General features: G+C 40.2%; 20 protein-coding genes and 1 tRNA gene. 4 read left to right on the top strand and 17 right to left on the bottom strand.

The genetic code is table 11. The features are described from left to right. Positions 1-47: 47 nt before the first annotated feature. The 16 genes from R1T16_RS11970 to mraZ form a co-directional block, all read right to left on the bottom strand. Entirely contained in the window at positions 48-698 is a 651-nt protein-coding gene (locus tag R1T16_RS11970; RefSeq protein WP_317501342.1) for a hypothetical protein, read from the bottom strand. 593 nt (positions 699-1291) lie between these two features. Further along, positions 1292-1365 (bottom strand) — tRNA-Arg (locus R1T16_RS11965). Between the two features lie 79 nt (positions 1366-1444). Then, complete coding sequence (locus R1T16_RS11960) at positions 1445-1894, bottom strand: GatB/YqeY domain-containing protein (protein ID WP_317501341.1); 450 nt, start codon at positions 1892-1894, stop codon at positions 1445-1447. A gap of 87 nt (positions 1895-1981) precedes the next feature. Next, positions 1982-3967 carry a cell division protein FtsZ gene (gene ftsZ / locus R1T16_RS11955; RefSeq protein ID WP_317501340.1) on the bottom strand — a complete coding sequence of 662 codons (1986 nt, stop codon included), beginning with the start codon at positions 3965-3967 and terminating at the stop codon, positions 1982-1984. 10 nt (positions 3968-3977) lie between these two features. Further along, complete coding sequence (gene ftsA / locus R1T16_RS11950) at positions 3978-5390, bottom strand: cell division protein FtsA (RefSeq protein WP_317501339.1); 1413 nt, start codon at positions 5388-5390, stop codon at positions 3978-3980. Between the two features lie 5 nt (positions 5391-5395). Next, a complete protein-coding gene (locus R1T16_RS11945) occupies positions 5396-6118 on the bottom strand; it encodes a cell division protein FtsQ (protein WP_317501338.1) in 723 nt (240 codons plus the stop codon). Next, entirely contained in the window at positions 6105-7454 is a 1350-nt protein-coding gene (gene murC, locus R1T16_RS11940; RefSeq protein ID WP_317501337.1) for a UDP-N-acetylmuramate--L-alanine ligase, read from the bottom strand. The genes R1T16_RS11945 and murC overlap by 14 nt, the downstream gene beginning before the upstream one ends. Positions 7455-7586: 132 nt before the next feature. Continuing rightward, a complete protein-coding gene (gene murG / locus R1T16_RS11935; protein ID WP_317501336.1) occupies positions 7587-8678 on the bottom strand; it encodes an undecaprenyldiphospho-muramoylpentapeptide beta-N-acetylglucosaminyltransferase in 1092 nt (363 codons plus the stop codon). A gap of 99 nt (positions 8679-8777) precedes the next feature. Continuing rightward, a complete protein-coding gene (locus tag R1T16_RS11930) occupies positions 8778-10112 on the bottom strand; it encodes an FtsW/RodA/SpoVE family cell cycle protein (protein ID WP_317501335.1) in 1335 nt (444 codons plus the stop codon). 114 nt (positions 10113-10226) lie between these two features. Then, complete coding sequence (murD, locus tag R1T16_RS11925; protein ID WP_317501334.1) at positions 10227-11558, bottom strand: UDP-N-acetylmuramoyl-L-alanine--D-glutamate ligase; 1332 nt, start codon at positions 11556-11558, stop codon at positions 10227-10229. 7 nt (positions 11559-11565) lie between these two features. Then, a complete protein-coding gene (gene mraY, locus R1T16_RS11920) occupies positions 11566-12801 on the bottom strand; it encodes a phospho-N-acetylmuramoyl-pentapeptide-transferase (protein ID WP_317501333.1) in 1236 nt (411 codons plus the stop codon). Positions 12802-12808: 7 nt separating this feature from the next. After that, positions 12809-14269 carry a UDP-N-acetylmuramoyl-L-alanyl-D-glutamate--2,6-diaminopimelate ligase gene (locus R1T16_RS11915; RefSeq protein ID WP_317501332.1) on the bottom strand — a complete coding sequence of 487 codons (1461 nt, stop codon included), beginning with the start codon at positions 14267-14269 and terminating at the stop codon, positions 12809-12811. Continuing rightward, positions 14269-16272, bottom strand: coding sequence for a penicillin-binding protein (locus R1T16_RS11910; RefSeq protein ID WP_317501331.1), 2004 nt, complete (start codon positions 16270-16272; stop codon positions 14269-14271). Before R1T16_RS11910 ends, R1T16_RS11915 begins: the two co-directional genes overlap by 1 nt. Beyond that, positions 16263-16610: an FtsL-like putative cell division protein gene (locus R1T16_RS11905; RefSeq protein WP_317501330.1), complete on the bottom strand. Its 348-nt coding sequence runs from the start codon at positions 16608-16610 to the stop codon at positions 16263-16265. Before R1T16_RS11905 ends, R1T16_RS11910 begins: the two co-directional genes overlap by 10 nt. A gap of 4 nt (positions 16611-16614) precedes the next feature. Then, positions 16615-17520: a 16S rRNA (cytosine(1402)-N(4))-methyltransferase RsmH gene (gene rsmH / locus R1T16_RS11900; RefSeq protein WP_411162032.1), complete on the bottom strand. Its 906-nt coding sequence runs from the start codon at positions 17518-17520 to the stop codon at positions 16615-16617. Next, positions 17498-17971: a division/cell wall cluster transcriptional repressor MraZ gene (gene mraZ, locus R1T16_RS11895; protein WP_317501328.1), complete on the bottom strand. Its 474-nt coding sequence runs from the start codon at positions 17969-17971 to the stop codon at positions 17498-17500. Before mraZ ends, rsmH begins: the two co-directional genes overlap by 23 nt. 407 nt (positions 17972-18378) lie before the next feature. Here mraZ and R1T16_RS11890 point away from each other — a divergent pair, with 407 nt between their 5' ends. The 3 genes from R1T16_RS11890 to R1T16_RS11880 all read left to right on the top strand — a co-directional run bounded on the left by R1T16_RS11890 (position 18379) and on the right by R1T16_RS11880 (position 20472). Further along, on the top strand, positions 18379-19164 hold the full coding sequence (locus R1T16_RS11890; protein ID WP_317501327.1) for an alpha/beta hydrolase: 786 nt from the start codon (positions 18379-18381) through the stop codon (positions 19162-19164). A 209-nt stretch (positions 19165-19373) separates the two neighbouring features. After that, the gene (yihA, locus tag R1T16_RS11885; RefSeq protein WP_317501326.1) at positions 19374-19994 is read left to right on the top strand and encodes a ribosome biogenesis GTP-binding protein YihA/YsxC; all 621 of its coding nucleotides are present in this window, start codon (positions 19374-19376) and stop codon (positions 19992-19994) included. 13 nt (positions 19995-20007) lie between these two features. Further along, on the top strand, positions 20008-20472 hold the full coding sequence (locus R1T16_RS11880) for a hypothetical protein (protein WP_317501325.1): 465 nt from the start codon (positions 20008-20010) through the stop codon (positions 20470-20472). 39 nt (positions 20473-20511) lie between these two features. Here the strand turns inward: R1T16_RS11880 and R1T16_RS11875 are convergent, their stop codons facing one another. Beyond that, complete coding sequence (locus R1T16_RS11875) at positions 20512-21714, bottom strand: alkaline phosphatase family protein (RefSeq protein ID WP_317501324.1); 1203 nt, start codon at positions 21712-21714, stop codon at positions 20512-20514. Between the two features lie 280 nt (positions 21715-21994). On the opposite strand from R1T16_RS11875, the gene R1T16_RS11870 reads away from it, so the two are divergent. Continuing rightward, complete coding sequence (locus R1T16_RS11870; protein ID WP_317501323.1) at positions 21995-23056, top strand: AraC family transcriptional regulator; 1062 nt, start codon at positions 21995-21997, stop codon at positions 23054-23056. Positions 23057-23069: the final 13 nt, after the last annotated feature.

Genomic DNA, 23069 nt, shown 5'->3' with positions numbered 1-23069 from the left:
AGGCTCTCAAATTGGGAGCCTGTTTTATTTGTTTACGTAGTTAAAAATCATGAAGAATGATCATTACCGTTCAATGCAATAAAAAGGGATAACGTATTAAATATTGATTTAATCTGATTCTGTGGAATTGAAATAATGGTATGATTATGCCTGCCTGTAATTTTAACTTTTACATCGGCTGCGGTACTCACAGCTTTTATAATTCTTATGTTGTTTTCATTTACCGAATCATCAAACCACTCGCATACTTTCGCCTTGTCTCCCGGATAATACTCTAAATTCTCCGGATAATATTCATAAGGAATACCATCAACCAAAAATTGGCACTTTTTTATGAACATCCATTCATTAGTCTGTACCTGAAAACAAAATCTAAGATTGCCTGCAACGTTGTTAACCTGTTCAAAATAACAGTATGCAGCATTACCGTGGCATAGATCAGGAATACTTTTTTCCCTGTAGTATATAATGCTGTTAGGATCGTATTCGTCTTTTTTAATTTTGAACAAAGGGAGCAGCTGCTTAATCGCAACACTGTCAACACCGCTGCTTGTCATTATAGCAGGCAAAGGATGTCGGGATACCGATTTGTGCTTAATATTTTCAGGAAAAATATTCTCTTTCCTGTTGAGTTCAGTATAGAGAACTGCCGCCAGCACCACAAGGGAGCTAATAAATACCTTTTCGTACGCTTTCATCTTAAGTCTTATTAATAGCAAACTGAATATATGATCGATTTAAAACATAGAAATACACCCAGGACAAGTCCTGAACTGAAATCTGCTATGTTCATGATCAAACCAACATGCAGCAACCGTTTTACGGTTTTCATAAAAATTAACTTAGATATCCCTGGAGGCTAGGCTACCCTATTTTTTATAAACAGAACGCAAAAAGGCATCCTCAAAAAAAGTTCTTTGCAGGTTTAGAACAAAGAACAGTAATCAAATTTACTTAGGGGGCAGTTAAAATAAATTTTGAAACGAATTCATTTTAAGCGTCAAAAATATAGATAAAATGTTTACAAATTAACATCTTGACCGTTTTTTTTACCTTTCATCATTAAATATAACATAGTAAGAATTCTGGCCCGCAAAAACACATTATTTCGTTAAAATAAGCTTTATCAAACATTGTCGCAATTCCGAACTAAGTTGTTAACAAGACATTTGTATAGCTAGTGTCATGCAAGAATTACATATGCCATACTCCAATCTGCTTTGAAAACGAAAAAGGTGAATAAAACACTTAGAGCAAGCTCTGTATTTTATCCACCTTTTTTATTTATTCGTGACCCCAGAGGGATTCGAACCCCCAACCGCTGGAGCCGAAATCCAGTGCTCTATCCAGTTGAGCCATGAGGCCAATTCATACTCTGATTTATAGACTGTCAGATCTTTAGCGTTTCTTTAAAATAGTCTAAAGATCTAACCGCCTAACGATATTATGCTAATGATTTTTTCACGACATTAGAGATGGTTTTACCGTCGGCTGTACCGGCAAGCTCTTTAGACGCTATACCCATTACTTTACCCATATCTCCCATTCCTGCAAAACCATTGTCTGCTATAATTTTCTTTATTACTGCTTCAACTTCTTCTTCAGTCAATTGTGCAGGAAGAAATTTTTCTATGATGGCAGCCTGCTCAAGTTCCGGATCAGCAAGATCCTGGCGTCCTTGCTCAATATATATGTTTGCACTGTCCTTACGCTGCTTTACCAGCCTTTGAAGCAGCTTCATTTCTTCTTCAGGAGACACCTCTTCCTTTGCGCCTGTTTCTGTCTGCGCAAGCAATAGTGCCGACTTAACAGCCCTAAGTGATTCTAACGCCACTGTATCTTTTGCTTTCATGGCTGTCTTGATGGCATCCATGATATCATTTTGTAAACTCATAATATTGGCTTTAATATGCCTGCGAAGATAAAAAAATAACCCGAAAATACAGAATATTTTCGGGCTAAAGGTTCACATTTGGGTTAGTTAATCTACATTGTCATGCAGGAACGAGTTGTTAGAACGTAACTGTAAGTCGTCGTTGCTATCTGTTCCTAAAGACAAGCGTGATTTGCTATTGTCTGTACGGGAGTCGTTTAAATCAATCCCCATCCTTTTATATGCCGGTTCTTTTTCAAATTCGTCTACTCTTGAAGAACTGTTATGGAACTTATAATTAAATTCCTTCATTTTTCTTCTTCTTTCCTCTGCTCTCAAACGAAGTGTCTCTTCAATAGTCATTTCCATCGGAGACAATTCCTCGTTAGCCTGTACTTGCTTAACAGGCTCTACAGACGTCTTCATCGTCAGGTTAAGTTCAGGAGCAATTGGCTCTTCCACTTTAGCTGCCGGTTTTGAATCAAGAAGTTCGTTTTCTTTTTCTAGGTATTCCTCAAGAGAATATCTCACGATTCCGTTCTCGTTAAGTTCGGTTACAGGAACTACCTGAACAGGCTCAACTACCTTAATATCGCGCGTTTCTTCTGTAAGACTGAAAAGTACTTTTTCTTCTCTCTTTATATTATCAGTAGACAGGTCAAAAGAGAAAGTAAATTGATCTTCTTCTTTTTTGGCAGCTACTACAAATTCCGGTTCAAATACTTCAATCTCCCTCACATCTTTGATCTCTGCAAACACCGGAGCCTCAGCTACAGGCGGTACAGCCACAGGTGCCGGTACAATTACGGGCTCTGGCGCTACGATCTCAAAAAACACGTCAAGGTTATTGATGTATTCTGAAGAAGGAAGTTCAACTTCTGCAACTTCAGCAACCGGCTTTTTTTCCTCTACCTCCTCCTCAAGTGAAAAAACAATCTTTTCTTCAACAACAGGTTCCGGTCTCACTTCAGCTCTAGGCTGTTCCACAGGTGCAGCAAGATTAAATACAGATACCGTAGCTCTTGCGCTAAGATCCTGAACAAGCCTCTGCCCTTCTTCAAGAGCGTGGATTATCTTTTTAGGCTCTGTGTTAACGATCTCATTTTGCTGCTCAACATTAAAGCCTGTAGCAATAATAGTTACTGCAACAGCATCTCCAAGAGATTCATCTTCACCAACACCCATAATGATGTTAGCGTTATGGCCTGCTTCAGACTGTATGTGATCATTGATCTCTCCTATCTCGTCAATAGTGATTTCGTTAGTTCCCGAAACCACAAGCAATAGCACGTTTTTAGCACCTGTAATCTTGTTATCGTTAAGCAGCGGAGAATCCAGCGCATCAACAATAGCTTCTTTTGCACGATTATCTCCAGACGCTACAGCAGACCCCATTATAGCAGTACCACTGTTAGACAATACTGTCTTAGCATCCTTAAGGTCAATATTCTGAGTGTAGTGGTGCGTAATAACTTCGGCAATACCCCTTGAGGCAGTTGCTAACACTTCGTCCGCTTTAGAGAACCCTGCTTTAAAACCAAGGTTACCATACACTTCACGTAATTTATTATTATTGATAACGATTAACGAATCAACCTGTTTTCTAAGCCTTTCAACACCTGATAATGCCTGTTCAGACCTTACCTTACCTTCAAACTGGAAAGGAATGGTTACAATACCTACCGTAAGAATGTCTCTCTCTTTAGCAAGCTGTGCAATTACAGGAGCTGCACCAGTACCGGTACCACCGCCCATACCAGCCGTAATAAAGATCATCTTGGTATTAGTATCCAGCATTTTCTCAATATCTTCTATACTCTCTAAAGCAGACTGTTGCCCTACTTCAGGGTTTGCACCGGCACCAAGACCTTCGGTAAGGTCGATACCAAGCTGTATTTTGTTTGGCACAGGGCTATTTTGCAAAGCCTGCGAATCTGTATTGCACACAATAAAATCTACACCTTTGATTCCCTGCTTAAACATGTGGTTTATCGCGTTGCTTCCGCCTCCGCCAACACCAATTACTTTGATCACGTTTGATTGATTTTTGGGTAAATCAAACGAAATGCTTCCAAATTCTGAGTTGCTCATCATATCAATCGGTTTATTCTGCGTTATCTAAAAAATCTTTAATCTTATCAATATACTTGTCAAAAAATGACTTTTTGACTTTCTTCTCTGTAGATTCCTCTACATTTCTTTCAGGCTGTTTTGCAGTTACAGTTTCCAGCACCTCTTCCTCTTCATAAAGCTGCTGCGTAGGATCCGGAGCAACAACTGTATTAATAACCGGCTGCCTGTACACCGGCTGCTCCACCGGTTTTTGCAATTCTACCAGTGGCGTTGCGCTTTGGGTATCATTACGAAGGCTGTTCATTACAAGCCCTACTGCTGTTGCATATAGCGGACTTGAAATTTCTTCATCAGAATTACCAGCCAGGTGCTCGTTAGGATAACCTATCCTTGTATCCATACCCGTAATATATTCTACCAGCTGCTTAACATGTTTAAGCTGTGCGCCGCCTCCTGTAAGAACAATTCCTGCAATCAGCTTTTTGCGTGGATCTTCATGCCCGTAAGCTTTGATCTCTGCAAATACCTGCTCTATAATCTCCACCACTCTCGCGTGGATAATCTTAGAGAGGTTTTTAAGCGAAATCTCTTTTGGTTCGCGGCCTCTCAGTCCCGGGATAGAAACAATCTCGTTGTCTTTATTTTCTCCCGGCCATGCCGATCCAAATTTCACTTTAAGCAATTCTGCCTGTTTCTCTATAATAGAACATCCTTCTTTGATGTCATCTGTAATTACATTACCTCCAAAAGGTATAACCGCCGTATGGCGAATGATACCATCTTTAAAGATCGCCAGGTCTGTAGTTCCGCCACCTATGTCGATAAGCGCAACACCTGCTTCTTTTTCCTCCTGGCTCAATACCGCATCGGCAGATGCCAATGGTTCTAATGTCAATCCTGAAAGATCAAGGCCTGAACTCTTAATGCATCGGCCTACATTGCGGATAGACGAAGCCTGCCCTACCACTACATGGAAGCTGCTTTCCAGCCTGCCGCCATACATTCCGATAGGTTCTTTTATCTCGTTCTGTCCGTCAATCTTAAACTCCTGCGGCAGTACGTGGATAATTTCTTCCCCCGGCAGCATTGCCAGCTTGTGCACCTGGTTAATAAGCAAATCAATATCTGCATCGCCTATTACCTCTTCAGGATTATTCCTGCTTATATAATCGCTGTGCTGAATACTGCGGATGTGCTGCCCTGCAATACCCACCACCACGTCGTTAATTTTGTATCCGCTATCTGCTTCGGCCTCCAGTACCGCCTGCTGTATAGACTGTATTGTTTGTGTAATATTATTTACGACACCTCTGGCCACACCAAGGCTTTTGGATTTTCCGACACCAAGTATCTCCAGTTTCCCGTATTCATTTTTCCTGCCTATCATCGCAACAATCTTTGTCGTCCCGATATCTAAACCTACTGCAATGCTGTCTTTTTCCATAACCCCTATTTTTTGGTGCACACAACCTGTTGTGTAAATTTCAGATTTATTGTTTTGTACTGTTTTACCAGTGTATCTTTTGCTGCATTCTGGAGGAACGCCTTATAATTATTAAATTTCTTTTCAACGTTTATCGGCCTGCCAAATAAAATTTCGAAATCATGATTTCTGCTTTTCATTTTAAAACTGCCACCAGGGGTTATATCTATCCCAATGATGTTCTTCGTTAAAAACACATCATCGTTGATGTAATTGAGCAGTTCGTGAAGTCTTTTCTTCTCTACACTGCTTACTTGCCCGGTTACGATAGGCACCCTCGCAGTGTATGTTTCAGACAACGGCATTTTATCTCCCCTGTAATCGATGTAATATGATTCTTCCCCTAGAAAAATTCTGGCAACAGGCTTCCTCTGCGAAATTTTCGCTTTAAGTTTACCATCTACCGTAGCGTAAACCTCTGCCTTGTCAATCATTGGGTTTTTGTCAAGGGATTTTTCCACGCTATTCAAATCTAATTTATCTTTTCGAATGCTTTGTATACTCCCAAAATTTTGTATCAACAAGTTATTAACTTTCTCGTGCGTTATAAAGTCCTCAGCCTGTGCAAACTCAATATTTGCCTCTTTTAACTTCCTGTTGTCATTTCGTTTTGATGAGAAAGAATACAGGAAAATCACGGCGCCTAAAATAAGCACCAGCCTTACGTCATTCCACTTAATTTTTTTCATCTAAAATCGTCTTAATCTGCGGTACCATCTCCCCTATATCACCCGCTCCAATCGTTACAATTACCGTTGCATCGGTCAGCTTTAAAAGCGATAGCAAATCGGTTTTTGAAACCAGTTTTTTGTTTGGGTTTTCTATTTTATCCAACAGCCATTTAGAAGTGATCCCTTCCATCGGCAGTTCGCGTGCCGGATATATATCCAGCAGCACTATGTTCTCAAATGCAGACAGGCTTTTAGCAAATCCGTCGGCAAAATCCCTCGTGCGGCTGAAAAGGTGCGGCTGAAAAACAGCAAGCACTTTCTCCTTCGGATACAATTCTGTAACCGCCTGGTACACCGCATTTATTTCTGTAGGATGGTGTGCATAATCATCTATATACACCAATCCTTGTTTTTTTATCTGGTATGAAAATCTTCTCTTTACCCCTTTAAAAGATGCAAGCGCCCTTTTAATATCATTACTTTCCACACCATAAGTCCTTGCCATTGCAAATGCAAGAAGCGCATTAGTAAGGTTATGATGCCCCGGAAGTGCAAATTTCACGTCGGTTATTGTTTCGTATGGTGTTACCACATCAAACAAATACCATCCGTTTTCTATGCGTATGTTTACTGCCGAAAACTGCCCCTCATTAACACCAACAGTTATACCCTCTAACGGAAGGCCATTGGTAACAAACAAATGGTTTTTATCTGATACCTTATCTGCAAACTCCCTGAAGGTCGCTTCTATAGCAGCTGTATCGCCATAAATATCAAGATGGTCGGCATCCATAGATGTAATGCAGGCCATGTCAGGATGCAGGTGCAGGAACGATCGGTCAAATTCATCTGCCTCTACAACGGTTATCGTTTTACCGCTGCCAATTAGGTTAGAGTTGTAGTTCTCTACAATACCGCCTAAAAACGCAGTAACATCAAGCCCGCTTTCATATAAAACGTGGCCTAAAATGCTTGAGGTGGTTGTTTTACCATGTGTACCTGCCACTGCAAAGCAGTAGGTATCTTTTGTTATTATACCTAAAACCTCCGCACGTTTTTTAACTTCAAATCCATTTTGCAGGAAATAATTCCATTGCAAATGGTTTTTAGGAACTGCAGGCGTAACAACAACCAGTGTATTCTCTTTATTCAGGAACGGAAGCGCTATCAGCTCAACCTTATCATCAAAATGAATAGCTATTCCTTCTGCCTTAAGCTCATCGGTAAGATGAGTAGGCGTTTTATCATAACCGGCCACATTTTTGCCTATAAATTTAAAATAGCGGGCCAGGGCACTCATTCCGATGCCTCCTATACCCACAAAATAGACGTTATGTATTTGGTTTAAGTCCATTATTCTTTTTAAGTTTCTTAGCTACTGAGTAGTTTAGGTTACTGGTTTCCCGCTACCTTAATACATAGCACATTTCTATTATTTGCTTCCACACTTTTACCTCAAAACCTTAGCTCCTTAGCCACTCAGCACCTACTTGATCAACTTCACTATCTCTTCAACTATGTCTTTAGTAGCATTTGCTTTTGCCAGTTTTTTTATATTCTCTCCCAGCTTATGCTGTTTGTCTGGGTTGGAAAGCAAGTCAGAAAACACCGGTTGAAACTGTGTATCAAGCTGCACTTCCTTAAGCAGCAGTGCACCTTCTTTATCTACGATAGCCTGTGCATTTTTTGTCTGGTGGTCTTCAGCTACATTAGGCGACGGAATAAAAATAACCGGCTTGCCTACTAAACATAGTTCTGAAACCGATGATGCCCCTGATCGTGAGATCACAAAATCTGCAGCAGCATACACAAGATCCATCCTGTCTATAAATGAAAGCACCTGAACACCCTCTTTGTCGCCGTAGCTTTTGTACTCTTCAAAATAAAACTTACCGCACTGCCATATTACCTGTACATTTTGGGCCAACAACCATGTAAGTTCTTTTGCTATGAGCTGATTTATCCTTCGCGAACCAAGGCTGCCACCCAAGACTAATACTGTCTTTTTAGCAGGATCAAGCTTAAAACGTTCTATTGCTTCTTTTCTATTACCTTCTACATCCAGTATATCGCTTCTTACAGGGTTTCCTGTAAACACTATCTTCTCAGCAGGAAAAAAACGCTCAAGATTATCGTAGGCAACACATATCTTTTTTGCTTTTTTTGAAAGCCATTTGTTTGTTATCCCCGGATACGAATTCTGCTCCTGTATAACTGTTGGCACTCCTAACCCTGCTGCTGCCCTTAATAACGGGCCGCTTGCAAAGCCCCCTGTACCTATTACTGCATCCGGTTTAAAATCTTTTACAATTTTTCTTGACTTTACCAGGCTACTCATAAGCTTTAGCGGAAACATAGCATTATCCAGCGTTAGCCTTCTTTGTATGCCTGCAATCCATAAACCAATGATCTTATATCCTGCCTGTGGCACTTTTTGCATTTCCATCTTATCGCTGGCACCTACAAAAAGTATCTCACTATCCGGAAACCTTTCCCTTAATTCATTGGCAATCGCTACGGCCGGATAAATATGCCCGCCTGTACCGCCACCGCTTAATATGAATTTTTTTTTACTCATCCCTTTTTACCTCACCCCCAACCCCTCTCCAAAGGAGAGGGGAGTGAGCAACTTTATTTTATAACTTCGGACTTCCGACATCGGACAATCCACTGATCACTATTTACCAAACACAGCACTCATCGGGTTTTTAGACCTGTCCTCTATTGAAAAGGCTGCAGGCTGTGCTGATTGCTTTTCGTCTTCATCATCAGCTAAAGCTTTTGCTTCTTCTTCCTGTTGTTCCCTTGTTATGTGTTCGTCTATCATGCGCTGCAGTGCTGCTTCGCGTTCTTCCTTCTCAGCTATTTCCTGTGCTATTTCTTCTTCTTTTTTGGTAACACTAATTATGATTCCTATCGAAATACAGGTCATCCATACCGAACTACCACCGCTACTGATAAGCGGTAACGTTTGGCCTGTTACCGGAAGCAGCTCGACCGCTACCCCCATATTTATAAGTGCCTGAAATATAATAGGAAATCCAAGCCCAACAATAATAAGTTTTCCAAATAGCGACTTCGCTTTATGCGCCGTTACTAAAAACCTGAAGAACAACATCAAGTATAAGGTCAGTACCGCCAATCCACCTGCTAACCCGTACTCTTCAACTATAATAGCGAAGATAAAATCGGAAGATGACTGCGGCAGAAAATTCTTCTGAACGCTCTTGCCCGGACCTAACCCATATATCTGCCCTGTCGCAATGGCAATTTTTGCTTTCTCTATTTGGTAATCATCTTCGTTAGGTTCGTCAGACGAAAAACGTTCTATACGGTTCATCCAGGTATCTACCCTGTTTGGCATAGCATCAGGAAATTTCATTGCAAAACCAACAAAAAGCACAAGGAAAAGTACACCTGCACCTATAATTGTTCCTAAATAGCGCAGCGGGTAACCACCTATAAACACCAGCATAGACACCATCGAAAAAATAAGCGCAGCGGTAGAAAAGTTGGCTGGCAATATCAGCGCCAGTATAATAAACACCGGAGCCCATAATTCAAGGAGCGAACCTTTAAATGTTATTTCTTTACCCTCCATTTTAGCAAGGTAGCGCGCAACATAGATCATAAGAACTATAGATGCCAATGCAGATGTCTGGAATGTAACCCCGATAAAAGGCACTTTAATCCATCGGCTGGCATTTGCGCCGTCTATCACCGTACCCTGAAAGAACGTATACACCAACAGCAATCCTACTATAGGCAATGCTATCTGAGATATTCCTTTGTAATAATGATAAGGAACTTTGTGTACAAAATATATAAGGCCAAAACCAATGAAAATATGCACAAGGTGCTTAACCAGGTAACCAATCGTAGATCCTTTACCGATAACATACACAAGGTTTGTACTTGCGCTGAAAACCGGCATGAACGAGATAAGGGCAAGCAGCATCACAAACGACCAGACGCCTTTGTCTCCCTTCAGGTTATTGATTAATTCTTTCATCGTTTTTGTTCTTTATTTTCGTGTCATTTTGAAGAGAAGAAAGCTCAACTATCATTAGCAGGAGATTCTTCTACTCCTTTACACTTCGCTCAGAATGACAGAGCAAGCGATTTTTTATAAATTCTGAACTGCGTTCTTAAATTGCTTTCCGCGTTCTTCATAATTATCAAACAGGTCAAAGCTTGCGCATGCCGGAGACAACAGTACTGTATCTCCTTTTTCGGCAAGTTTCTGGGCCACTTTTACAGCCTCCTGCATGCTCGATGTTTCTACCATCACATCTACCACGTTGCTAAACGCATCCATGATCTTGTGGTTGTCCACACCCAGGCACACTATCGCTTTCACCTTTTCCCTTACCAGCTGCATAAGCTCGCTGTAGTCGTTACCTTTATCAACACCACCCACAATCCACACCGTTGGTGTTTTCATGCTGTCCAGGGCATAAAATGTTGAGTTTATATTTGTTGCTTTACTGTCGTTTATGTACTGTACATTCTGTATCTTAAGTACATTTTCCAAACGGTGTTCAACACCCTGAAAATTAGAAAGACTCTCTCTTATTGTCTCTTTCCTGATGCGCATAATCTGCGCAATAGCTGTTGCTGCCATGGCATTCTTAACATTGTGTTTTCCTTCTAATGACAGTTCGTTTGTTGACATGGTAAATTGGTCTTTATTTATATTGCTGATAATAGTGTCTTCTTTAAAATAAACTCCGTTTTCTATTTCTCTAGTAAGAGAGAACGGAATCTTTTGTGCCCTAACCGAATTTTTTTCTAACCATTCTGCTATCGCCTCGTCATCTGCATCATAGATCAAAAAGTCATCTTCAGTCTGGTTCATTGTAATCCTGAATTTTGCTGCTATGTACAATTCATATTTGTATTCGTAGCGATCCAGGTGATCAGGGCTTATGTTTGTTATCACAGCAATATGCGGCCTGTATTTTTCGATACCGTCCAGCTGAAAGCTGCTTAACTCAAGTACATATCCCTCGTGCTTATTTTCGGCAACCTGCCAGGCAAAGCTTTTCCCTATATTTCCCGCCAAGCCTACATTAAGGCCTCCCTGTTTTAGCAAATGGTGCGTTAGCAGGGTTGTTGTTGTTTTTCCGTTGCTCCCGGTTATTCCTATCGTATTTACTTCAAGAAACTGGTACGCAAATTCAATTTCAGATATTACCGGGATCCCTTTTTCTTTAATCGCTTTTACAATTGGCGACTTATCAGGAATACCCGGGCTTTTCATCACTATATCAGCATTAAGGATCAATTCCTCCGTATGCTTTTCTTCTTCCCAATCCAGTTTATTAAGTGCAAGAACTTCTTTGTAATTGTTTTTTATCTTACCAAAATCAGAGATGAACACGTCATACCCTTTTTTCTTTCCAAGGATGGCAGTACCAACACCGCTTTCCCCTCCGCCAAGTACAACTAGTCTCATAGGCTTTCTATCTTAATTTTAAGGATACAAGTGAAAATATGGCCAATAATATGGCTACAATCCAAAAACGCGTTACGATCTTGCTTTCATGATAGCCTTTCTTCTGGTAATGATGGTGGAGCGGCGACATTAAAAATATCCTTCTTCCTTCTCCAAATTTTTTCTTTGTATATTTAAAATACCCTACCTGAAGCACTACCGAAAGGTTTTCTGCCAGGAAGATACCGCATAGTACGGGTATCAGTAATTCTTTTCTAACAGCAATGGCAAGCACCGCAATGATTCCACCTATGGTCAAACTCCCTGTATCTCCCATAAACACCGTTGCCGGATAGGTATTGTACCAGAGAAACCCAATGAGCGAACCTACAAATGCCGTTATGTATACTGTCATTTCTCCCGAATTAGGGATGTACATTATATTCAGGTAATTTGAGAATATGATGTTACCAGACACAAAGGCAAAGATTCCGAGGGCGAGTACGGCAATTGCCGATGTACCCGCGGCGAGGCCATCTATACCATCGGTAAGGTTTGCGCCGTTAGATACCGCCGTGATGATAAAGATCACGATCGGGATGAATATCAGCCATGCATAATCTTTATAGCCATCACCTGCCCACGAAAGCAGCTCAGCATAATCAAACTCATTATTCTTAAAGAACGGAATAGTCGTCGCTGTAGACTTCTCCTCCTGCCCACCCTGAGAGATAACATTAACACCCGCTGCCTGCTGGCTGTAGATATTAACTTTACCTGTATCTGTTCTTACTGTAACCGATGGATGGAAGTAAAGAATGTACCCAACAATAAGCCCAAGGCCTACCTGCCCTACAACTTTAAATTTTCCTTTAAGCCCTTCTTTATCTTTTTTGAATATCTTGATGTAATCGTCTATAAAACCGATGGTACCCATCCACAATGTGGTAATTATAAGCAGCATCACATAGATATTATCCAGTTTTGCAAGCAGTATTACCGGGATAAGCGTAGAAATGATAATGATAAGACCTCCCATTGTAGGAGTACCTGCCTTTTGAGACTGGCCTTCAAGACCAAGCTCGCGCACAGTTTCACCCACTTGTTGCTTTCTAAGGAAGTTGATTATCTTTTTACCAAAAACTGTAGAGATAAGCAGCGACAAGATGATTGCCAGCCCTGAACGGAATGTAATGTACTGAAACACCCCTGTGCCCGGCACATCTAAATGTTTGTCTAAATATTCAAATAAATAATACAGCATATCTCCGCTATTTGTTTAATTGGTCTAAAATTTCTTTTACTGTCTCCATATCATCAAAGTGAAAGCGCTCCCCTTTAATTTCCTGGTACGTCTCATGGCCTTTACCGGCAATAAGTATAATATCATTTGGCCTTGCCAGCTGGCAGGCAATCTTAATAGCCTGTTTCCTGTCTACCACTGCAAGTGTCTTTTTATAGTTTTGGGGCTCAACACCCTTTTCCATGTCTTCAATAATATCCTCAGGCACTTCGCTTCGCGGATTATCTGAAGTAAAGATGGCTTTATCACTCATACTTGAAGCTATGTGCGCCATGACCGGGCGTTTTGTTTTGTCCCTGTCACCGCCGCAGCCTACAACCGTGATCAGCTGTTCATTCCTGGTGCGGATATTTTCTATTGTACTTAATACGTTTTCAAGCGCATCAGGCGTGTGGGCATAATCCACAATTGCTGTTACTTTAGAGTCGCTTATAATAAACTGGAATCTGCCAGAAACACTCTCAAGTTCACTCATCAGCCGCAAAACTTCTACACTTTCGAGACCTAAGTTTACAGCCGTGGCATAAATAGCCAAAAGGTTGTACGCATTGAAAGTCCCTATTAGTTTTACCCAAACTTCCTGTTCATTAATTTTAAGCAGCAAACCTGACAGTTGGTTTTCCAATATTTGGGCTTTGTAATCGGCATAGGTCTTAAGTGCGTACGTAAGCTTTTTAGCTTTTGTATTCTGCAGCATAATAAGACCATTCTTATCATCTACGTTTACAAGCCCGAAAGAACCTTTTGGCAATTCGTCAAAGAACCTTTTCTTAACATCCCTGTACTCTGCAAAGGAGCTGTGGTAATCCAGGTGATCATGAGACAGATTGGTAAACACACCCCCGGCAAACTCAAGACCCGCAGTCCTGTTCTGGTGAATACCGTGAGAGCTCACCTCCATAAAGCAGTACTCGCAGCCTGCTTCTTCCATCTCTTTCAGATACTTATTTATAGTAAGTGAGTCAGGAGTAGTATGTGTAGCCTTATATTCTTTAGTATCAACAAGTATCTTTACAGTACTTAACAGCCCTGTTTTATATCCTGCATTTTTAAATAGCTGATATAACAATGACGCTATGGTCGTTTTACCATTAGTACCGGTAATACCTACCAGCCTAACATTATGAGACGGGTTACCGTAATAATTTGCCGCCATGTGCGCCAGTGCAGCACTTGAACTTTTAACCTGTATATAAGTGATGCCCTCAATTGTTTCATCCGGCATTTCTTCACACACTACAGCTGCCGCTCCCATGCTTAATGCTTTTTCAATAAAAGAATGTCCATCGCTCAATGTGCCACGAATAGCCACAAACACATCGCCGCCTTTTACAAGGCGTGAATCAAACTCAATTTTATCCACAGCAACATCTGTAGCGCCTTTCACCGCCTCTATAGATACCCTGTATAATATGTCTCTTAACATCATCACGATAACTCCAGTATTATTGTTTGATTCTTACCAATTGCCTCTCCCGGTTTAAGCGATTGCTTTTTTACTTTGCCTGCGCCTATAACCTGAACTTTTAGTCCCATGTTACCCAGCAGGGCTACAGCATCCATACCGCTCATCCCAATTATATTAGGCACAGCATTACCCACTTTTGCTTCCTTATCATAGTACGAAGCATACAGGTCTTCCTGTGTCTTTATTTTTTTATCCAGTTTTTTTACCTTGTTGCTTGACGGCACATCAGTAAATATTTTTTGTGCGATCCTTTTAAATACAGGACCCGATACATCTGCGCCATAAATACCTTTGCTTCTGCTAGGCTTGTGTATTACGACAATACACGAATACTGCGGCTTATCGGCCGGGAAATATCCCGCAAATGACGATGAGTAATACATTTCATCACCTTTACCTTTACCATAATTAACTTGCGCCGTTCCTGTTTTGCCTGCCATAGAAAAATCGGGCGAATACAGTTTTGAACCTGTACCTTTTTTGACCACATTTTCCATAACTGCCTTTACCTTGTTTATGGTTGCCTGCGAACATATCTTAGGGTTAATGACTTCTTTATTAAATTTTTTAACTGTTCTGTCCCACTCCTTGATTTCCTGTACAAAAAGCGGTTTTACCATCTCGCCATTATTTGCTACTGCATTATATAAACACAATGTTTGCAGCGGCGTAAGCTTAAGCCCGTAACCAAATCCCATCCATGGCAATGACAGCCTTGACCAGCTTTTGTCCTGCGGCTGGGGAATCCTTGGTTTACCTTCACCAATTATTGAGATACCCAGTTTATTGTTTAAACCAAATGCGTTAAGATGGTCTACAAACTCCTGCGGGTTATCCTTATAATTCTCATATACTGCCTGAACAAGCACTGTGTTAGACGAAAGTTCAAAACCTCTTGCCAGCGACACCTTTCCATATCCTCCTTTTTTAGAATCACGAACATGGCGGTTAAAGTAAGTTATATCACCCCCCCTGCAGTCATATACCTTACTCGTATCTACTTTTTTATCTTCAAGCAGCGATATTAATCCGGCAAGCTTAAAGGTAGATCCCGGCTCCTGAGATTCTGCAACTGCATAATTTATCGTTTCATAATACGACCCATCTGTATTCCTGCCCAGGTTAGAAATTGCTTTTATGTAGCCAGTCTTGGTTTCCATAACCACAACACAACCATGATCTGCTTCATAATGCTCCAACTGCTTAAGCAATGCGTGGTGTGCAATATCCTGAATGTAAACATCTATAGTGGAAACTATGTCAAGCCCGTCTACAGGTTCAACCTCATTGTTATCACTTATCGGTTTCCACTGGTTCTTGGCGATCTTCTGCATTAGCCTTTTACCATCTTTACCATTAAGGTATTTAGCAAAAGCTCCTTCTATACCCACCTCAAGATTTTCTCCATTAAAGTTTACCCTTTCATAACCAATGGTTCGCTCTGCAATTTTACCTATAGGATGCTCGCGTATTGTCCTTTGTTCAGTTATAATTCCACCTTTAAAAGCTCCAAGATTAAATAGTGGAAAGCTCTTAATGCGCATATATTCTGTAAAGCTAAGGTCGCGTGCCACAAGAAAATACCTGTTTTTCTTAGCCCTTGCCCTTTTAAGCTCATTATAATACTCTTCAGAAGGCTTACCAAACATCACAGAAAGCGAATCGGCAAGCGGCTCAAGGTATTTATTAAAGTTCTCACCGCTTGGCGCTACAGCATCAAAGCGCACTTTATAGTCAGGTATCGATGTGGCAAGCAGACTTCCGTCAGCAGAATACACATTACCCCTGTTTGCAGGTATTGTCTTGTTTTTAACAGTACGGTCTTTTGCAAGCTGGCGGTAATAATCGCCTTCAACCCACTGTATGTTAGCAAGCTTTACAGTAACAAGAATAGCCATCACAAAAATTGCGAAGGCTACCAGGTATATCCTGTACGACATCTTTTTATCGTTATCTACTGCCATAGCTTTTCAAAAAATCCTTTATCTTCTTCTTTTACAACTTCAATTTTTCGTGGAGGAACAGACGACGGAAAAATTTGTCGCTCTTCCATCTTACGTGAAACCGTAGATTCCATCTTAAGCTCCATCAGCTTAGAGCGCATATACACAAATTCAGACCGAAGCTCCTTTACCTGTGTTTCCATTGCTGTTATCTTGAACAACTTTTGCTCGTAGTTATGAGAGTTGGCAATCATAATCATACACATCATGATAAGAAAAACTATAAAACGCCAGTTTCTCATAGACCCCTGGTCTACAAGATATTTTGCCTTTAATAGATTAATTACCCCGCCCTTCATATTCTTATTTTTTTTCTGCTACCCTTAATTTTGCACTACGTGCCCTGTTATTTATAGCTATCTCCTCATCTGTTGGAATGATCAGCTTTTCTATACTTTTAAAAGGAACCTCAAAATTGCCAAACATATCACGCTCCGGCTCACCCTCAAACATTCCGTTTCTCATAAAGCGTTTTACCAGCCTGTCTTCTAAAGAATGATACGAGATAACACTAAGCCTTCCCCCTACATTCAGTATTTCAAGCGACTGTTCCAAAAACTCCCTTAACACGTCCATCTCCTGGTTCACCTCTATACGTATCGCCTGATAGATCTGCGCCAATATCTTATTACTCTTGTGCCCTGGTAAAAACCTGGACAATACTTTTTTAAGCTGTTCGCTATTTTTTATAGGCGCTTCTTTTCTGGCTTCCACTATCACATGCGCCATGGCACCACCATTTTTAAGCTCACCATAATCAAAAAGAACCCTTTTTATATCAGCCTCTTCATAGTCATTGATCACCACAAAAGCATTAAGCTCATTCTTTTTACTCATCCTCATATCCAGCTCTGCTTCAAAACGTGTAGAAAAACCACGTTCCGGCACATCAAACTGGTGGGAAGAAACACCAAGATCAGCAAGAACACCATCTACAGCCTTCACGCCATGAAAACGAAGAAACCTTTTGATGAACCTGAAGTTTTCCGGTATCAGCACAAAACGTTCATCATCTATAATGTTCGCCTGCGCATCTTCATCCTGATCAAAGCCAAACAATTTTCCGTTTGGCCCAAGCCTTTTCATTATTTCCTTTGAGTGGCCCCCACCACCAAAGGTTACATCAACATATATTCCATCAGGTTTTATGTTAAGCCCGTCAACCGTTTCTTTTAATAAAACAGGGTTATGATATTCCATCTTCGTCATCCATTAAATTACCCATTACCTCTTCTGCTAAATCTGCAAAATCCACTACCGAATCGTCAATAGACTTCTCGTATTTATCCTTATCCCATATCTCAACAATATTTACTGCAGATGAAAGCACAATATCTTTATCCATTTCAGCAAACACAAAAAGATCTTTAGGAATAAGCAGCCTGCCCGTAGCATCAATTTCAATTACTTTAACTCCGGCGGTAAACCTCCTGATAAAGTCATTATTCTTTTTTATGAAACGGTTAAGCTTGTTTATTTTTTGCATCATCTTGTTCCATTCCGCCATAGGATACAACTCAAGACATGGCTGAAAAACCGAGCGTTTCAGCACAAAACCATCTTCAAGGCCGGCATGCAGCTGCTTCTTCAAAGGAGCAGGCAACATTAGCCTTCCCTTCGAATCTACCTTGCATTCGTATGTTCCTATAATGGTATTCAAGCAGTTAGGTTTATAGAGATTACAAAGCAAATATAGATATATTTTACCACTTTATACCACTTTACACCACTTTGTTGATAAGTTTCACACTTTTGCCACCACCTGAAAAAAAAGTCTTACATTCACTAAAACTCAGATTTTAGAGAATTTTCGGGATATTCAAAAGAATACTAAAAGGTTTATATTTTTTTAAGAAATCTTAACATTGACGATGCAGAAAATAAAAAAGTCACAAAAATTGTTAATAACAATAAAAAACTTACCGAACGTAAATTTTGACACTGTCCAGCACCCCCTCCATTAAAAAAGCGCAAAGGTTAAAAAATAACCCAAATATCATGTAGTAAAATTCTTTTTAGCAGAGAATATCCTATATTTGCGATAATACAATTTGTTTAGACCACGACATGCACACTACAAAAAAAGACGGCAAATACACATATTACGAAGCCGGTGAAGGCACCCCGATAATCATCCTGCACGGATTGATGGGTGGCCTCAGTAACTTTGACGGCGTAGCTAACTACTTCCCTCAGCAAGGCTACAAGGTAGTTATACCCGAATTACCAATATATACACAGAGTATTTTAAAGACCAATGTAAAAGCGTTCGCCCGATGGGTTAAAGATTTTATTACGTACAAAGGTTTTGACAGGGTTATATTGCTTGGCAACTCGCTTGGCGGCCATATAGCACTTTACCATACCAAAATGTACCCGGAAAAAATGATGGGTCTTATAATAACAGGAAGTTCAGGGCTTTATGAAAGCGCTATGGGCGACAGTTATCCACGAAGGGGCGACTATGACTATATACAAAAGAAGGCTGAAGCTGTATTTTATGATCCGGCTATCGCTACAAAAGAAATCGTAGATGAAGTATATGCCATGGCAAACGACAGGATCAAGCTCATCAAAACACTTACTATTGCAAAAAGCGCCATACGCCACAATATGGCAAAAGACCTGCCGAAAATGCACGTTCCAACCTGCATTATCTGGGGTAAAAACGATAATGTAACACCACCTGATGTTGCCGAAGATTTCCATAAGCTATTACCTAACTCTGCACTTTATTGGATAGACAAATGCGGACATGCTGCCATGATGGAGCATCCTGATGAGTTCAACCGACTTATGCACGAATGGCTTAAAAAGCTGGACACAGCACACCATCTCTTAACAGAAGAATAGTACTTACGGCATACGCCGGATAAAAAAGCCCCGGGTAGCACTATTCGGGGCTTTTTGCTGGTGGTAAATTGTGGGGACAATAGGCTCTAAATTGTACTAATTTAGACGAATGATGGATCGACCTTACTAAATTAGAGATTATCAGAGGCCGACACTTTAAAATTCAGCCTAAAAATATTTACCGTAACTTTGCAGCAAATACATAAGACATGAAAATCAATACTGCCGAGTTTATAATAAGTAATTCTGAAGTTAGCAAATGCCCAAAGGAACCTATTCCTGAATATGCTTTTATAGGTCGCAGTAATGTAGGCAAGTCATCGCTTATCAATATGCTTACAGGCCGTAACAGCCTTGCAAAAACATCCGGAAAACCAGGTAAGACCCAGCTTATCAACCACTTTAAGATAAATGAGAACTGGTTCCTTGTAGATTTACCGGGATATGGATACGCACGTGTATCCAAATCTACTAAAGAAACCTTTCAGAAATTCATTACCGATTATTTTGAAAAACGTGAACAGATGGTTTGCGCTTTTGTACTTATAGATATTCGCCTGGAAGCCCAAAAGATTGACCTTGAATTTTTGACTTACCTAGGCACAACAGAAGTTCCATTCTGTATCGTGTTCACTAAAGCTGACAAAATAAGCAAAGGAAAAATAGACCAAAATGTTGCCGCTTACCGTAAGGCACTCCTTGCAAACAACTGGGAAGAGATGCCGCAGTATTTTGTTACTTCTTCTACAGAAGGCACTGGCCGCGATACGCTTCTTGACTATATAGGAGAAGTGAACCAGGGTATTTTTGACAATCAGGGATTTATATAACATAAACACTCTAATGGTGAAACACTTTCTTTTATCAATAATTGCGATACTGTGCCTTGCATCGTGCCAAAAGGAAAAAGCTGCAGGTAAAAACGTTGAAAAATTACTATCTGACCAATACAAGGAATCAGAATACTTTTACAGCACTAACCTTACCGATTTTCAGGCATACATACAACAGTACATATCGCAAAATCCGCAAACGGGCCTATATCCAAGTTTCGACAGCATAAGGCGCATAAAAGTCATTGTAGACAGAACTCTTGCTGATATAGACCACGCAAAAGACAAACAAAAACTGATCAATGACAGTCGCGAAGAAATATCAAGGCTATCTAATTATAAATTTGAATTTGTAGACCTGAAACTATTAAATGGTCTAAACGACACACTATACAATCAGGCCATAAAAACAGATTTGCTAAAAGCGAACTATAACATTTACCTTCAATATTCCCACGATAAGATGAAACAATAAAAAGCGGCTTTAAGCCGCTTTTTATTTATAATTGTGATATTAGCGATACAGCCACGCTGCCACTTTGTAATTATGATCAAAGAAATAAGCTTTAGGAGCACCCTTAGCGTTGTACACAAATACCGGTACTATACACTCATAAGTAGAGCCGTGACTGCGGTATGCAGCCGGGAGTTTTTCAAACTCTGTATCTGCCAGCTGGCCAAAAACAGTAACCTTATCTCCCAATACCATAAGGTCGCCTACGCGTTCAGGGAGTAAGTCATACTTGTTAACCGCCTCCTCTTTTGTCAATACTGCTTCGACACCTTTTAAAGATAGTAATGTCTTTTTAACCTTTTCAAGGTCTTTCGGTTTCTTAAGGTATACATAGGCAGATCCGCCCATGCCTCTGTGATGTTTAAAATAGCGATCTTTTTCGGGAGAGATAGATATTTTTATTGGCGCTTTGCGCTTTGCACAAGCTTTTTCAAGATCCCAGCAATAATCTTTATGATTCAGGCCGTGGTCTGCCGTTATAAGTATAGCAGCATCCGGAGCTGTTTCATGCAGCTTACCAATATACTCATCAAGCTTATGCAGAAATTCCTTAGAATCTTTATCTTCCGGAGCCCAGGTATGCATTGGGTAGTCGGTAGTATGAATATAGATAAGCCCAAGATCGGGATTATTCTTAATAGTATGCAAAGCCGATTCCATAAGCCAATACGTAACTTCCTTTGAATATACTCCCGGTGGCGGACCGAATAGCTTAGCCCATTCTGATTCCTCTGCCCCATCACATTCAGGACATAATGAAACGACTGTATTTTTAGACATCATATCAACCGTTTTTTTCTTCACAGAAAACAATGCCGACTTAATACCCCTGTCTTTTGCCTTATCAAAAATGGTAGGCACCATGATAAGATCAGGGTCTTCTATAAATTCTTCTTCTTTTGTTTTTGGGTTATACCAAACGTTACCGGTTATCCCTTGTTTATTTGGCAGTTCCCCCGTAGCAATTGCAACGTTATTTACCATTGTAACAGCCGGCATTATAGAAGGAACGACAGCAAATATCCCTTCTTTTTCCATTCTGTTAAGATTGGGCATATCGCTGTTACGGTAATACGGTTCACCAAAACCGTCTATCATAATTACAATTGTCCGCTGTGGTTTTGCAGCATTTTGTGCTGATGTTACGCCTACAGCTGTAAACGAAATTAGGGTTACAAACAGATTTTTAATAGCAGATTTCATTGTCTTATTTTTTAATAATTATCATTAAGGACAAAATTAGCAGGCCCGCTCTTATTTCCTCCGATGCAAAATTCAGTAGAATGAAATTAGCACACGACCATCTGAGTTTTTTTTGTGCCAAAAAGTAAATATAGAACCAGATTTACGTACAGATAGCTACATATCAAACAATTGAACCAATGTTAATTTATCATCATCTAAACAATACAAATGTTTGATAACATTAAAGAAACATTGCTTAACTGTTTGAGGGCTATTTTTGGTGCAGATTTACAACCATATGAATTACATTCTCTTTGCCGGGCTGCTGCAGATTATACTTGCTCTGGCATTTATAGGACTGCGCATGGAAAAACATAAGGCTAATTACCTCGTTATGTTACTTACATTATGTATAGGCATACATATAGCCGCCAAGCTCTACATATTTTCAGCGGTAGAGAATTCTAACGTAACGTTCAGAATGCACACAGGCATACAGCTCGCCTACGGTCCGCTATTATACCTTTTTACCCGTAAAACCAACGATGAGGGCTTTACAACTTCTAAAATGTGGTTTCTTTTTATACCGCTCATTATAGTGATCACCCTTTATATATGCACCTCTTTGGCTATATCGGCATTTCCTGTGCAGGGAAACTCAATCCTGAAATTCTACAACTCGATAGTGTTCTTACCCATCGTTTGTTCGCATATCATATTCGGAATACTGTCCAAACCCAAAACAACGCCAACCAACACCGTATCCTTAATTAACGGACTACGATCTATACTTATAGCATTGGGCATAACAGAAATAGCCCTTTTAATCTTCGGCAATATAGATCCGGCTATAAATCCTTACATCCGTTGTATTGTTTATATCTTATTAGCGGGCGTCCCCGTCATTATTTTCTGGTTTGGCCAGCCTTTAATGGTAAACAAGGGTTACGCCGGTAGTAAAGATATACCAGGAAATCAGGATACAAGTGAACGAAAACAAGTACTGCCAGAAATTAAGCACGAAGAAATATTTAATCAGCTTGAAGCACTGCTAAAGCAAAAGCAGCTTTACAAAGATGAAGACCTTTCCCTTGAAAAACTAGCCGCTGCATCCGGCATTAACAGGCACCATATTTCGGAGACTTTAAATGTTTTTGCTAAAAAATCTTTTTACAGATACATCAATGAATACAGGATAAGGGAAGTACTGCAGCAGCTTGATGCCGAAAATAATAAAAAAACAAGGCTGCTCTATCTGGCCTACGATTGTGGCTTTAAGACCAAAGCCTCCTTCAACCAATATTTTAAAGATATCGTAGGGACAACACCATCAGCATATATAAAAGAAAAAGCGGCATAAAGCCGCTTTTAAA

The sequence above is a fragment of the Flavobacterium sp. DG1-102-2 genome, from assembly GCF_033042555.1.
GTDB lineage: Bacteria > Bacteroidota > Bacteroidia > Flavobacteriales > Flavobacteriaceae > Flavobacterium.
This window is presented reverse-complemented; position numbering and strand designations above follow the sequence as displayed.